Here is a 15,465-nt window from a genome sequence, read left to right on the forward strand (position 1 = left end):
CATACTAATTAATGTGTAGAATACGCTCCTTCAACATGAACACTCTCTGTTGTTTCATTCTGGATATATATTCTGTATGAACCACTCATTGTCAGCTCAAATATGTGTGAGTCATTGCCATTGGCAATAATATATCTCTTCGAACCATCAGGCTGTATAATTCCCGCTCTTACGCTATGAAATGGTTCCACCGAAAATACACTTAAAACTATCCTCTGTCCAGAAGATGCATGAAAGCTTGATGTTGACCTCCTTACCCCGGCATATACATCCCATGAGATTGTACCATTTGAAGCACATGGCATTATTTCATCAGGATTAACATCTTCTTCATACACATCTGTAACCGCTGGATTTTCATAATCAGCAGCCTCATAATATTCTGTTTCTAATACCTGTAGCTCTCTTTTTTCATCAGCAGTTGCCTCCGCAACCTTAACTGATGTTTCAGTTACGGTTGTAGCTGCTCCCGCCACCATAACAGAACTCATAGCAACAAATAAAGTCAGTATAGCTGCTGCAACAGCCATTGGTCTTTTCTTAACATTATAACTCTTCATAACATGCTCCATTCTTTCTCTTAAACTGCTTTTATTTTCATACAGACTTGCAGACAGCATGTCATAAAGATTATTATTTCTCACAGCAAGATTAAATATTGTTTCATAATATTCATGTAATCCATTCTCTGACATACATACAGAATAGTCACATGCATACTCAGCATATTTAATAAATCTTCTGTAAAAAATCCATATAACCGGATTAAAGAAATTAAGTATACTTGCCACCGCAAGAAGATATCTGAACCATATATCATTATGAACCACATGTGTAAGTTCATGTGCAAATACAACTCTCATCTCTTTCTCAGAAAAATGATCTGCATTAACAACAACACACGGTCTGTGTATTCCTGTCACATATGCAGTAGTTGTTCTGTATGACTGCCTTAATGTAATTTTACATTTCCCAAGTCCCATCTGTTCTTTTATCTCATAGAAAATCCTGTTCATCTCCTTATTACAGGCAAATGATTCTTTCCTTATTGATAAAATTCTGAATCTCTTAAACACATAAATCATTATTGCAACAGCCAGACCTGTTATCCACACAATAGCAACAGCTCTTGTCACATTAATAATAAGCGGTGATGTATCAAATGCGTAACCATTCCACACGAACCTTAAGTGGTCAATCATTCTTATCGCGTAATACATTACCGGAATTATCCAGAACAATACAACAACTTTTCCAAGTCTGTATGACATATTAAGATATCCTGTCTTATCAAGTAAATATGAAGTTATAAGCCACGCAACAGTTAGCACACTACCCGTAAATGTAGTTATGACAATCATGTAAAATAAATCTGTCCATAGCATAATCTGCTGCACTCCTAAGTTAAATATATAAATCCGACATATTAATAAATATATCACATTTTTATATAAAAACATAGAACTTCTTTGTATAAAATGGTATACTTAATTCATATTTATTGTTCGTATTAATCATATACACAGAAGGGAGTATTTATGCAATATAATGTCAAAAAATGGGGGATTCTCCCCGATGGTACAATGTGTCATATTATTCAGCTTTCATATAATGGCATATCGCTTTATGTTTCAGACTACGGTGCAACATTCCAGTCAATGTTCGTAACTGATTCATCCGGCACACAGCACGACATAATCCTTGGTTATGATACCCCGGAAGAATATTATTATGACCAGCAGAACTTCGGTGGAACAATGGGCCGATTCGCCAACAGAATTGCCGGGGCATGCATAACTCTTAACGGTAAAGACTGGCACCTTCCTGCCAACGAAGGTAATAATACTCTTCACAGCGGACACGGCTTCAACAAATGTATGTGGCAGTATGATGTTAATCCAGATGCTCTCATACTCACACTTAACAGCCCGCATCTGGAGAATGGATTTCCCGGTAATCTTAAAGTTACCCAGACAATTACTATTACTGACAGGAATTCAATACTTGTGCATTATGACGCAGTGTCAGATATGGATACGGTATGCAGCTTCACCAATCATAGTTACTTTAATTTTTCCGGAGTAAAGAATGTCTGTAATTATATAGTATCTATAGGAGCAGATTGCTACACCCCTGTAGACAGCAGCAATATCCCCACAGGTGACATTCTGCCTGTTGAAGGAACAATGTATGATTTCCGTAATCCAAGAAGAGTTGGAACAGATTATATTGATATCAATTACGTTCTCTCTGATGCATATGAATATGCCGCTAAAGTAACCGACCCAGAAGCAGGCATAAGCATGTCTGTAAAGACCAGTTTCCCAGGATTGCAGCTGTATAACGGTAATTATATAGGTAACTGTACCGGTAAATACAATATGCCATACAACGATCAGCATGGCATATGTTTTGAACCTCAGTTTTTCCCTGACTCAATGCATCATAATAACTTTCCGTCCCCTGTTCTTAAAGCCGGAGAGCATCTTGACAGATATATAGAATACATTTTCTAAACAGAAACTGCATTACCAAAGTGCACGACGCAAAAAAGAACCGCCCCTGAAATCAGGACGGTTCTTTTTAATCTAAAAGCATATCTAACCTTTAACACCACCAAGTGTAACACCTCTTACAATGAACTTTGAAAGACAGATATACACTATAATTACCGGAACAATAGCAAATGCTATCATCATATATACCTGACCCATATCAAACTTCAGGAAATCCGCACTACGAAGCTGTGCTATCAACAAAGGAAGTGTTTTCTTACTTGCCTTGTTAATAAGGAGTGAAGGTATAAAATAATTATTCCATGATGATACGAAAGTAAATATCATCTGAACAGCCAATGCCGGCTTCATAAGAGGCAGAACAATCTGGTTAAATATTCTGAACTCTTTTGCGCCATCAATTCTTGCCGCCTCTATAAGTTCCATTGGAAGCACACTGTCCATATACTGCTTAATAAAGAAGAATACAACAGGCGCTGCGACCGAAGGAACAATAAGTGGTATGTAAGAATTGAGAAGATTCCAGTCTCCCATCATCTTAACAAATCCAAGTGCTGACACCTGTGTTGGCACCATCATTACAAGAAGAATGAAAGTGAATGCAAACTTCTTTAACTTAAAGTTATATGCATGAATAGCAAATGCTGTAAGTGCTGAGAAATACACTGACAGAACCGCTGAACATGCTGCAACAAACAAGCTGTTAAACATACCTCTGACAACAGGAATATTCTCATTAGCAAGAACATTCTTCATGTTGACTATAAATGACTTTCCCGGAAGGAATGAGAATCCCTTCTGGATATCAGGGTGTGATCTTGTTGTATTAATAATAAGTACATAGAACGAGAAAAGGCACAAGAATGTTATAAGAATAAGCACGATATAACATAACACTCTCTCCGTTGTAAGTATTATCCTGTCTTTCACTCCAGCATTAGTGCCTTTAATATCGGCACTTGCAGAGGCTTTACCTGAATTACTCATATTACTTCGCCTCCTTTGCTTTTTTCTTCTTAGCTTTTCTTATTCCTGCCGCTTCCATATCCTTTGTTATATAATTAAATACAAATATACTAAGTACCGCTGTTACAATAAACAGAATAACTGAAAGCGCACCTGCCATACCATAATTCTTACTATAAAGATGCTTATTAAGATACATGATAACCGTCATACTTGTTCTATCCGGATTACCATTACCATTAGTAAGAATCTGAGGAACATCGAACATCTGGATTCCTCCAATCAGTGATGTAATAAGTGTGTATGCCAGAATAGGCTTAATAAGTGGAAGTGTAATCTTTCCAAATATCTGTCTTGAATTAGCACCATCAATTCTTGCTGCTTCAAAAAGACAAGGATCAACGCCCATGATGGCAGCCATAAGAATTATTGTTGTATTACCAAACCACATAAGGAAGTTCATAAGAGCAATCAATCCTCTTGCTCCTGCTACCTCTGCAAGGAATCTATATGTAGGCAATCCCATACTGTTAAGCATGTTATTGATTGGTCCCTGATCTGCAAATATTGCGTAGAATAACATGGCAAATGCAGATGCCATAATCAAATTAGGCATATAGATTATAGTTTTGAAAAATCCTGTACATTTTAATCTTAATCTAAGATCTGTAAACCATGACGCCAGAAGCAATGATATAAGAATCTGTGGAATAAATCCCATCAGCCACATTATCATTGTATTCTTCAGATAGAGCAATGTATCACCGTTAAACAGTATGGCTTTGTAATTGTCAAATCCAACGAACTTAGGTCCGACCTGCATAAGTCCAACCATATAGTTCTCAAAAAAACTATTATAAAATGTAGAAATCAGTGGTATTAATGAAAACACAATATATACTGCAAAGAACGGTATAAGAAATATGTATCCCCATTTTGCATAGCTTACAAACTTTTTCTTCTTTTTATTCATACATATCTCCATTCCTGCCATATAAAAAGGCACAGCCATATAACATACTTATTATAATGACTGTGCCTTAATGACTAGCAATTACTAATTACTTTGAAAGGTTTGGATATTTCTCAATAGCTGCTTTATAGAAGTTATCAAGAGCCTTATCCTTAGTTACATTGCCATCGAAGTAATCCTTCATAGCCTTCTGGAATTCTTCGTTAAGACCCTGGTCATAAGAAGAGATATTCTTCATGCTGATCTTAGGAGCTGACTTAGCAAATAACTTGATATGATTCTGACCACCAAGGAATGCTGACTTGAAGTCGCTGTTAGCAATCTCATTCATACCTGATGTTGTATTAGTGTAATCCTGAGTATCTTCTGTAATCTTCTTCATTGTAGCCTTATCACAGCAAAGTGTCTTCATAACATCTTTTACAAGGTTAGCGTTATCTGTTCCTGCTGCTGCACAGATCCATGTACCACCCCAGTAGTAGCTCTGTGGACCTTCACATACTGCATAGTCGCCGTAGATACCGTTACCAACTTCTTCCTTACCACCTTCCTTAACAGGAGTAGCAAGCGAGTTACCTAAAAGTGTAAAGTTAATTCCCCATGTTGAGTAGAAGAATCCGAATACCTTACCAGAAGGTCCCTGATCTGCTGCCCATGTTGAATCCCAAAGAGATGACTTATTATTATAGCCCTTATCTGTATATTTCTTAGTCTGATCAACCCACTTCATAATGTTATCATCAATAACAATCTTGTTATTAGAATCAACCCAAGGAGCTGATACATTGTTAGAGAATACTCTGTATGAATCATCATAACCTGAAAGCATCTTGTAGCCCTTAGCAGCAGCCTGTTCAGCTACCTTATCAAACTTATCCCAAGTTGAAAGTGCTTCCTGAACCTTATCCGGATCATCTGTTCCAAGAACATCCTTAGCAATAGAACGTCTGTAAGCAAAGAGTCCTGGAGTTGCCTGCCATGTTGTAGCCTTAAGTTTTCCTTTGCTGTCAGTTGCGATATCCTTTGTGTACTGATACATGTCCTTAAGGTCATCATCTGTAAGGCCTACATCTTTTACATCAAGTGTGTAATCACTGTTAACATACTTTAAAGCATAATCAGCTTCGATAAGGAACATATCAATCTTATCATCTGCTGCTGCATCCTTCTGCTTTAATAATGCAGCATCAAGAGCATTCTGATAAGCGTTGTTTTCGTTAGGAGTAATTACCCAATTTACCTTAACATCTGAAGGAACATTCTTATAATATCCTTCAAATCTGCTCTTAAACTCTTCGTTCCAGCAGTAAATGTTAAGTACCTTACCCTGTTCCTCAGGCTTAGTATTAACTGCTGCCGAACCACCATCCTTTGATCCACAACCTGCTAATGTGGAAAGCACCATCATTGTGCCAAGTGCCAGACTTAATAATCTCTTTTTCATAAAAAACCCTCCATAAATCTTAGACGACACCTTTAGTTTCCTATCTTTTTAATTGTTTCCCCTTCGATTAGTTCCGCATCTACAACAACCCTCTTTACTATCGTTGCCCTGGGATTCTCTATAGCACTTATAAGCTCATCTGCGGCAATCTTGCCGATCTCCCTGGTGTTCTGACGAATTGTTGTAATCTTAGGATTTAACATCTGCGAGAATCTTGTTCCATCGTAACCTGCAACAGACACATTCTTCGGACTATGCAATTTCATATTCTTAATAGCATTCTTGCCCCCAACAACAGATAAATCATCTGGATAAAAAATACATGTTGGCGGTTCCTTTAATTTTAACAGCTCATATGTAAGCTTCTCAGCTTTTATCGAATCAAGATAGGTTGATTCTTTAATGTATTCATCTGGAACTTCTACCCCTAATTCACCCATTGTCTTATAAAAGGCTGCCAGACGTTCTTTCGTAACCTCTGATTCAACGTTTCCATAAATATAAGCTATCTTTCTGTGTCCCCTGCTGTACGCGTAACGTACTAATTCACTCATCCCTTTCACGTTGTTAGAATTGACCGATGTACTGCCATTGAAAATGTAGTCGATGGTCACAACTGGTAATCTCCCGTTAACCATTTCATAGATTTCAGGATTGCTGAAATCCTCACAAGCTACAAGCACGCCATCAAAATTCCTGTATAAACAGTGTTCGTAGAAAGTCATCTTCTTAGAGTGATTGCTTACAAATGTAATATCATACCCCTTCTTCTCTGCTTCATTCTTAAAACTCTCAAGAACCTCGGCAAAATACTCATGTGCAAGACCATTATTAAGAAGAACTCCTATGTTATATGAACGGTTCGTCTTAAGTGCTCTGGCTGCTGAATTCGGATAATATCCAAGTCTGTTAGCTGCCTCTTTAACTTTCCTGCGTGTCTCTTCACTGATGTCACTATGGTCATTGAGAGCTTTACTTACTGTAGCAATTGAAACCCCACATTCTACAGCAACATCTTTCATAGATACCATAGATTCATTCCTTTCATGCATTACTTAATCGTTTTCGTAGCTTTACTATAACTCATATCAGATATAAATGCAAGCACTTTTGTAAATTTTACTTATTTTCTTATATATCATTGTATTTTTTGTGCATTTCTACCAATTCTTATTCAAATTCAAAATAATCATTGATTTAATCCAAGCCTTAAAATATACTTATTACTATAAAATCAATATTAGAACTTGTACCTTAATGCACTTAATCGTTTTCTATAAATTATATGTGTACAGGAGGTATAATATGCAATTCGGTTTTTTTGATGACATCAATAAAGAATATGTCATAACTACACCAGAAACTCCATTGCCATGGATTAATTACTTAGGCTGCGAGAATTTTTTCAGTCTTAAGAGCAATACCGGCGGAGGATACTGTTTCTATAAGGATGCCAAGCTGCTCCGACTCACAAGATATCGCTATAATAATTCTCCTTTAGATAACAACGGTCACTACATTTATATTAAAGATGAGGATACCATATGGAATCCTGGATGGCAGCCATCCCAGACACCAGTTGAGGATTATACATGTCGTCACGGACTTGGATATACAGTGATTTCTTCATCCAAGAATGACATTAAAGCTACACAGACTGCTCTCGTTCCTATTGGAGATAATTGTGAACTTGATAAACTTACTATTAAGAACACAGGAAATTCTGTTAAACATTTATCTGTATATTCTTATATAGAATTCTGTTTATGGAATGCAGTTGATGACTGCAACAACTTCCAGCGTAACTTCAGCACAGGCGAAGTTGAAGTTCAGCCAGAGATTAATATTGGCACCGCTGCCATGTCAGCAATATATCACAAGACAGAATACCGTGAACGGCGTAACCATTATGCTGTTCATGCCGTCAGCACTGCTGCCAACGGTTTTGATACAAGCAGAGAAAGTTTCATCGGTACATACGGAAGTCCTGCAATGCCTAAAGCTGTTAAAGAAGGTACATCTTATAATTCTATTGCAAGCGGATGGTCACCTGTTGGATCTTTCAGAATCGATATTGACCTTGAGCCGGGCGAAGAGAAAGAATATGTATTCATTATAGGATATGCAGAGAACCCTGATGATAAGAAGTGGGAATCATTCGGAATCATTAACAAAGAACCTGCATATGCCCTTCTTGAAAAATACAACACTCCGGCAAAATTTGATACAGCTCTTGCTGCTTTAAAAGATTACTGGACTCATCTTCTCTCATCTTATATTGTTGACACAGAAGACAAGAAGCTCTGCCGTATGGTTAATATATGGAATCAGTATCAGTGCATGGTAACATTTAACATGTCAAGATCTGCTTCCTATTATGAGTCTGGAACCGGACGTGGTATGGGATTTAGAGATTCCTGCCAGGATTTACTTGGCTTCGTACATCTTATTCCTGATTCAGCAAGACAGAGAATTCTTGATATTGCTGCTACTCAATTTGAAGATGGAAGTGCATATCACCAGTATCAGCCATTAACTAAGAAAGGTAATTCTGATATTGGTTCAGGCTTTAACGATGATCCTCTCTGGCTTATTGCAGGAACAGCTGCATATCTTAAAGAAACAGGCGATTTCAGCATTCTTGATGAAAAGGTAGCATTTGACTGCGATACAAGTAAGGCACAGCCGCTTATGGAACATTTAAGAAGATCCTTTAATTATACAACTACTCATCTTGGACCGCATAAGCTGCCACTTATCGGAAGAGCTGACTGGAATGACTGTCTCAACTTAAACTGCTTCTCTTCTGCTCCGGGTGAATCTTTCCAGACTACCGGACCATCAGAAGGACCTGTTGCTGAATCGGTATTTATCGCCGGAATGTATGTAAAATATGGCAATGAATATGCAGACATATGCCACATAGCAGGTCTTACAGAGGAAGAAAATGCTGTACGTTCCCATGTTGATGACATGTATAAAGCTGTTCTTGATGCAGGCTGGGATGGTGAATGGTTCCTTCGTGCATATGATGCCGAAAGCCGTAAGGTTGGTTCACATGAATGTGAAGATGGACAGATATACATTGAACCACAGGGCTTCTGTGTTATGGCAGGTATAGGTGTCAAAGAAGGACTCGCACAGAAAGCTATGGATTCAGTAGAAAAAATTCTTGATACAAAGTACGGAATTATGATTTTACAACCAGCTTACAGGTCATATCATCTTGAACTCGGCGAGGTATCTTCTTATCCGCCTGGATACAAAGAAAATGCTGGAATATTCTGTCATAATAATCCTTGGGTATCTATTGCTGAAACCGTTATTGATGATAAAAACAGAGCATTCGAAACATACAAGAAAATATGTCCGGCATATCTTGAAGAGATAAGTGAGATACACAGGACTGAACCTTATGTATATTCACAGATGATTGCCGGCAAAGATGCCGCAAGCTTTGGTGAAGCCAAAAACAGCTGGCTTACAGGCACCGCTGCATGGACATTTACAAGTATATCTCAATATATACTTGGTGTAAGAGCTTCATTTGAAGGACTCACCATTGACCCTTGTCTGCCTGATTCCATTAAGAATCTGACAATTACAAGAAAATTCAGAGATGCTGTATATAACATTACTATCAGCAATGAGAAGCACGAAAGAGTTTCTTCTCTTATTGTCAATGGCAGTGAAATCAGTGGCAACACTGTTCCATATAATAAAGACACTAAAGTATATAATGTAACTGTTAACATCTGACAACTATACAGAAAGGAATTATTATGTTTGATAAGAACTTTTTATGGGGTACCGCCTCTAGTTCCTATCAGATAGAGGGAGCCTTTACCGAAGATGGCAAAGGTCTTTCTATCTGGGACACATTCTCTAATAAACCGGGTAATATTGCACATGATGAGAATGGCAACAAAGCATGTGACCACTATCACCGCTATCGCGAGGATATTTCACTTATGAAAAATCTTGGTATTCAGGCATACCGCTTTTCAATTTCATGGTCACGAATATTTCCTGATGGAATTGTTAAGGATTCTGACGGCAATATCCGCTACAACAAAGCCGGACTTGATTTCTATGATAATATTGTAAACTTCTGCCTTGAAAATAATATCAAACCATTCATAACGATTTATCACTGGGATTTACCTCAGGCACTCGAAGATAAAGGCGGATGGCTTAACCGCGAGACAGCTTTCGTATTTGCTGATTACGCTGAATTCATATGTAAACATTTTTCAGACCGTGTAACTAATATTGCTACCATCAATGAACCACAGATTATATCCGGACTCGGATACATGCTTGGACTTCATGCTCCTGGCAAGAAGCTTGACACAGTATCTGTCCTGTCTGTAATCCACCATCTTGCACTCGCTCACGGTCTTGCTGTCACTAAGATGCGTGCCGTTGCAAAACAGCCTGTAAAAATTGGTTTTTCCAGCACTGGCGGCCTATGCTATCCTTCAAAAGAATGTGACGAAGACATTGATGCTGCAAGAGCTGAATGTTTCAATATTGTTAAAGGCAACATGACATTTAACCACACTATATTCTGTGACATGACATGCCTTGGCAGATATCCTGACATTGCTGGTACAGAATTACATCTTGAACCTGGTCTTGAAAAAATCGGACATTATGAAGAACTGCCATTCGTAAAAAAGGGCGATATTGAACTAATACACCAGCCAATAGACTATCTTGGCATAAATGTATATAACGGACATGAAATAAATGCAGCCGGTTATATTAATAAAAAGCCCGGCAGTCCACGAACAGCTCTCGGCTGGCCTGTAACTCCCGGTGTTATGAATTATGGTATAAGATATCTGTATGAAAGATATAATCTTCCAATATATATATTTGAGGATGGACTTGCCTGCAACGATATCATAAGTCTTGATGGCAAAGTCCACGACAGCAACCGTATCGACTTTCTGACAAGATATCTCACAGACCTTGAGAAAGCCTACAAAGCCGGTGTCCCAATACTCGGCTACTTCCACTGGTCATTCACAGATAATTTCGAATGGCACAGCGGCTACGACCCAAGATTCGGATTAGTGTTCGTAGACTATGAAACACAACAGAGAATTCCAAAGGATTCCGCTTATTGGTATTCTGATTTAATTAAGAAGTCATCCAACTAAATATTGGTATTAATAAGTGTGCATGACGCCGTGGCATCTGTATATATGACATGTTCTCATGGATTCCTGCATCTAGTGTGAGTAAATGCCGCCATCTATAGAGTTTATTACATTGCTGGAAATCAAACGCGCTTCGCTTGAACGAGATTTCCAGCACTGAACTTTTATAGATAGCGGCATTAACTCACACACGATTCGGAATAAATCGAACATATCATATATACAGACGCCACGGCTGTTATTCACTTCATATACGGCAATTCATAAGGATACGCACTATATAGAAGTACCTCGGCGGTTGTACGTCCTCATGCCTATAACCCAATTTATTCATTTCTACGGTTATTAAAGTATACAAAATTATCAATAGCCGTAAATATATCATCGAAATTCTCTCTTGGAGCTGCGTCTATGTACGCTCTTAATATTGCATTTTCTTTCTCACCCTTGTAACGTCCGTAGAATATGTCATACAGGTTGTGTCCTCTGACATATTTTCTGATATTCTCCATGTTGTCTATGATGTCCTGTCTTGTCTCAATTGTTATGTTCAGTTTTTCTAACATTTTCTTAGTGCTGACAAGGCGATACAGGTATTCTTTATATTTGGCATATAATATGTCATAGAACTGGTCTACACTTTTTACAACGCCTATCTTAGTCATTATCTCGGGGTCAAGAAAATAATTCTCAAATGAATAATATTTTAATATAAGCACATTACGGTCTGTTACTCTTGGCAGATTGCCATAATCCTGCTTTGCACGCTGCCTGTAATAATTGGTAAGCTGGTCTCTTAAACGTTCAGCATCCTTACCATCTCCATCTCTTATCATAAGGAACTCATCCTTAAGATATAATGTATTTATATATTTCAGATTGGCATAAGTCTTGATGTTTGTACAACTGTTAGTTGCAATTATCGCTATACGATTGAGATTGCCATTCTCATCTATAACTTCTGAATAATATTTCTCCAGAAGTAGCGGCAAACGGCTTCTGTCCTGTTTTCCTTCCACTATAAATACAAAGCTCACATTCATAAGGTCATTAGCAGCATATCCAAGATCATCTAATATATCATCAATATCTGCCTCCGGAGTAACAACTGTATTATTATCTCTGTCGTTAACCACCTGACGAATCTGTCTTGTAGTAAAGTTAAATAACATCTGCGGTGAATGCGTGCAGAATATAACCTGATTTTTCCTTGAAAGCTTGTACAGAATTTCACTTGCAATCTTCTGTAACTGAGGATGCAGATATATTTCCGGATCTTCAATCAGAATAATGTATGGCACAGTACTTCCATATTCTGCATATGTTTCAAGCAGCGACAGAATATAGATACTGTTAAGACCATCAGAAAGGTCATTGACATCCCCATCAGTGTCACGCATTTCATTGTGAACAATTGTATCAACATGCATGAGTTTTTCTGCATCAAATGTAATCTGATAATGAATTCTTTCTCCAATGCCACCATTGTTCTTAAATTTTTCATTAAGTTTATTCTCAAAATTAGCCAGATTAAAATTAAACAGCTTATACTGCATAAGTCTCGCTGTTTCTAATAAAGATAGTTGTTCCGGTTTCTTGCGGTTAATGATTCCTATGCAATTAAAGCACTGATTACACATCCTATGCTTATCAAATATACACACGTTATCTTTAAGGTCTGCATATTCCGTTCCACCCTGCAGCATGATAAGATCTTCCTGAATTGATGACTTACGTCTCTCGTGGTCAACATAGAATATTCTGGGAAGGACTGTTTTTATATAAATATTGTTCTTCTTAACTCCGTCCCTGTACTTAATCTTACCATCACGGCTATATACATATTCAAATTCAAGAATACCATCCTTTAACGATGGAAGTTTATTGCAAAAATCCTTATACCACAAGTCATAATGCTTAAAAGAACTCACCTGTCCCTTCTGATACAATACAGCCAGATCCTCATCTTCAATACTGATGCGAACTGTAATGCTTATATTACCTTCGTTATCATTGAAATCTCTTAATGAAACTTCATAATCCCCGGTAACCGCTCTTATTGCGTCAAGAACCACACTCTTTCCTGCATTATTTCTGCCAACAAGAATCAGTACATCTTCAATATCATTAATCTCAAGTTCTCTGATTGATTTAAAATTTCTGATTAAAAGATATTCTATCCTCATACCTGTCCTCTGCCCCCTGATACATTTCTGCCAGCATATATTCTGGTGTATTATCATTAAATGTTGATATTCCTTTACCCGTATTAGGATTCTTTTTGGAATATACCATGTCAACAATGAATGCAACTATCAATGCCGCACACACTGCACCAACAACCCTCAGTTTAATCTTTCTGAAGAAATTATCAAGAAGCGGTGCAATAATATATACTATTGCAACTCCTCCAAGTCCAAATACCAAAAGACCTTCAGCACATATTCTTCCATTAAGGTTAAGAAAATATCCGTTATAATTCCACCATCTTCTTCCGCAGCTGATTTCCAGATACAGTGATGTAAAATATTCAACGAATCCACATAAAACTACTGATGCAAAGAATTCCACAACCGGCTTATTTCTTAATTTTTTAAGACATATCAGTATGAGTATTCCACCTGAACCATATATAGGAAGCCATGGTCCATGAAGAACTCCTCTGTTTACAAATGTATGTGACGATATCAGATGAAGCGTAACCTCCCATATCCATCCCACAAAACATAACGAAAAGAATATCAGTATAAGCGATGGTATTGAATAATTACGCATATACACTGTATTTTCAAGGTCAACTCTGTGTTCCTTAAGATTGAAAAGGCGGGCAGGATAGGCTTTTCCAACTGCTTCTGCTTTATTCTTACTCATACGAAGCATTTCCTTCTTTTTTTCTTCAAATTCCAGCTCTGCCTTGCTGTTAATAAGTATTATGCCAAATGTGTTGGCTAAAAATACTCTTAATTTCTTCAATCTTCCTATTCTCGAATTGTGGTAATCATCAAAATCAATCTGTGGCTGCGGACTATCTATAAGTTCATATACATCTGCGTATACATTTTTAAGCTGCTCTTCTGATGGTCTTTCATACAGATATGAATCATTAAGCCACTTAACCGCCTCCGGTTCTTTTTCAAGATATACTGCTCTTACATTTGCATAGAATTCTGCATAAAATGCAGCTTTATAAGGATTCACAAACAGCACTCCTACAACTCCTAACGTTGCCATTCCAATCACTGTCCAGCCAATGAATGATAATCCATACAGAAATGCCCTCCATTTGTAGCCTTTCATCATCTTTCTTGATAAGGTTATAGCCTCATTTGCCTTCATATCAGGATTCTCCGCGATAATGTATGGCACAAGCATGTATGAAAAATGCTTCACAAATATACCTACAATTGTAAGTGACCATAATATTTCATATACATTATTGACAATAAGCACCCACGATGCCTTCATCCATCTTTTTACCCGGAGAAGAAACATAAACTTTCCAGGTGGAACAGCATCATATGTGCGCGTTTCAAGCACTATTCTTCTTGATATAACAAGATAAGTTTTCTTGATAAAAAATGTTATAAACACATATACCATAAGTGCCACTATCAGAAGTATAAGCACTACTGCCCTTCTTGAACTTATGACTGATGATAGTGAATCCACAAATGTAAATACAATTCCACCTGATGTTATACCATTAACTAAAGATGCAAATACTCCTCTTGTTCTTCCCAATACCTTGGTTGCATTGTCTTTGGCCTCTGAAACCTTCGCATCAGACTGCGTCCTTCCAAAATCATCGTCACCCGTGATTACTGCGCCCATTGCCTGAACCACAGAACTTACAATCGAACTGTTAGCGACAGTATCAACATTTGCTTCAACCGATGCTGCACCCTGAATTTCATTGTTAACTGTTCCTAAACTTTTAAAGGCTTCCATTGTCTCTGTAAATTCAGAGCCAATGAAAGCCGCAAAAAGGCAGACTGCTACTAACAGCCAGTAATGTTTTTTTAAGTTCTTCTTAGCATTTTTAGCAAGTTCTTTTCTCTTAAAATCCATATTCCAACAATCTTCTTTACTTATTAAGTACAGTCTTGCGTACTACTCCAAGCGGATCTTTAACCATAAGTATGACAATCCATATGATAAGTCCGAAAGCTACCACTGATAAGCCCAAAAATGCGTCATTAAGCATATCTGATGATGCCGGAGTAAAATACTCTGCCCCCAGTTCAATATATTCCACAACTGCATCTACCATCCACATAAGTGATGCACCCCAGTACATAAGTGCAAGTGTTCCAAGCTTTAACTGCGAACGCTTGTCATTAGTATACCATATAATAGTAGTTATAACCGCTGCGAATACAGCTATAAGTAATGTCATAA

11 protein-coding genes are annotated in these 15,465 nt (G+C 37.6%); 3 read left to right on the forward strand and 8 right to left on the reverse strand.

Translation table 11 applies throughout. The features are described 5' to 3' along the window. Positions 1–8: 8 nt before the first annotated feature. Positions 9–1,385: a M56 family metallopeptidase gene (locus EUBELI_RS12790; protein ID WP_012740797.1), complete on the reverse strand. Its 1,377-nt coding sequence runs from the start codon at positions 1,383–1,385 to the stop codon at positions 9–11. Between the two features lie 153 nt (positions 1,386–1,538). Here EUBELI_RS12790 and EUBELI_RS12795 point away from each other — a divergent pair, with 153 nt between their 5' ends. Next, positions 1,539–2,516: an aldose epimerase family protein gene (locus tag EUBELI_RS12795; RefSeq protein ID WP_012740798.1), complete on the forward strand. Its 978-nt coding sequence runs from the start codon at positions 1,539–1,541 to the stop codon at positions 2,514–2,516. Between the two features lie 84 nt (positions 2,517–2,600). On the opposite strand, the gene EUBELI_RS12800 is transcribed toward EUBELI_RS12795, so the two are convergent. The 4 genes from EUBELI_RS12800 to EUBELI_RS12815 form a co-directional block, all read right to left on the reverse strand. Beyond that, positions 2,601–3,503, reverse strand: coding sequence for a carbohydrate ABC transporter permease (locus tag EUBELI_RS12800; protein ID WP_012740799.1), 903 nt, complete (start codon positions 3,501–3,503; stop codon positions 2,601–2,603). A 1-nt stretch (position 3,504) separates the two neighbouring features. Then, a complete protein-coding gene (locus tag EUBELI_RS12805; protein WP_022097899.1) occupies positions 3,505–4,455 on the reverse strand; it encodes a carbohydrate ABC transporter permease in 951 nt (316 codons plus the stop codon). An 88-nt stretch (positions 4,456–4,543) separates the two neighbouring features. Next, positions 4,544–5,899 carry an ABC transporter substrate-binding protein gene (locus tag EUBELI_RS12810; protein ID WP_012740801.1) on the reverse strand — a complete coding sequence of 452 codons (1,356 nt, stop codon included), beginning with the start codon at positions 5,897–5,899 and terminating at the stop codon, positions 4,544–4,546. A 32-nt stretch (positions 5,900–5,931) separates the two neighbouring features. Continuing rightward, positions 5,932–6,930 carry a LacI family DNA-binding transcriptional regulator gene (locus EUBELI_RS12815; protein WP_041688966.1) on the reverse strand — a complete coding sequence of 333 codons (999 nt, stop codon included), beginning with the start codon at positions 6,928–6,930 and terminating at the stop codon, positions 5,932–5,934. 274 nt (positions 6,931–7,204) lie between these two features. On the opposite strand from EUBELI_RS12815, the gene EUBELI_RS12820 reads away from it, so the two are divergent. Together EUBELI_RS12820 and EUBELI_RS12825 are read left to right on the forward strand one after the other, a co-directional pair. Beyond that, positions 7,205–9,658: a GH36-type glycosyl hydrolase domain-containing protein gene (locus tag EUBELI_RS12820; protein WP_012740803.1), complete on the forward strand. Its 2,454-nt coding sequence runs from the start codon at positions 7,205–7,207 to the stop codon at positions 9,656–9,658. 23 nt (positions 9,659–9,681) lie between these two features. Further along, on the forward strand, positions 9,682–11,067 hold the full coding sequence (locus EUBELI_RS12825; protein ID WP_012740804.1) for a GH1 family beta-glucosidase: 1,386 nt from the start codon (positions 9,682–9,684) through the stop codon (positions 11,065–11,067). Positions 11,068–11,393: 326 nt separating this feature from the next. On the opposite strand, the gene EUBELI_RS12830 is transcribed toward EUBELI_RS12825, so the two are convergent. The 3 genes from EUBELI_RS12830 to EUBELI_RS12840 are packed head-to-tail and all read right to left on the reverse strand — an operon-like array spanning position 11,394 to position 15,463. Next, entirely contained in the window at positions 11,394–13,253 is a 1,860-nt protein-coding gene (locus EUBELI_RS12830; protein WP_012740805.1) for an ATP-dependent nuclease, read from the reverse strand. Then, positions 13,219–15,135, reverse strand: coding sequence for a DUF975 family protein (locus tag EUBELI_RS12835; RefSeq protein ID WP_012740806.1), 1,917 nt, complete (start codon positions 15,133–15,135; stop codon positions 13,219–13,221). Before EUBELI_RS12835 ends, EUBELI_RS12830 begins: the two co-directional genes overlap by 35 nt. A 16-nt stretch (positions 15,136–15,151) precedes the next feature. Next, positions 15,152–15,463, reverse strand: coding sequence for a hypothetical protein (locus EUBELI_RS12840; protein ID WP_012740807.1), 312 nt, complete (start codon positions 15,461–15,463; stop codon positions 15,152–15,154). Positions 15,464–15,465 lie beyond the last annotated feature (2 nt).

This window comes from [Eubacterium] eligens ATCC 27750, from assembly GCF_000146185.1.
In the GTDB taxonomy this organism is placed as follows: domain Bacteria; phylum Bacillota; class Clostridia; order Lachnospirales; family Lachnospiraceae; genus Lachnospira; species Lachnospira eligens.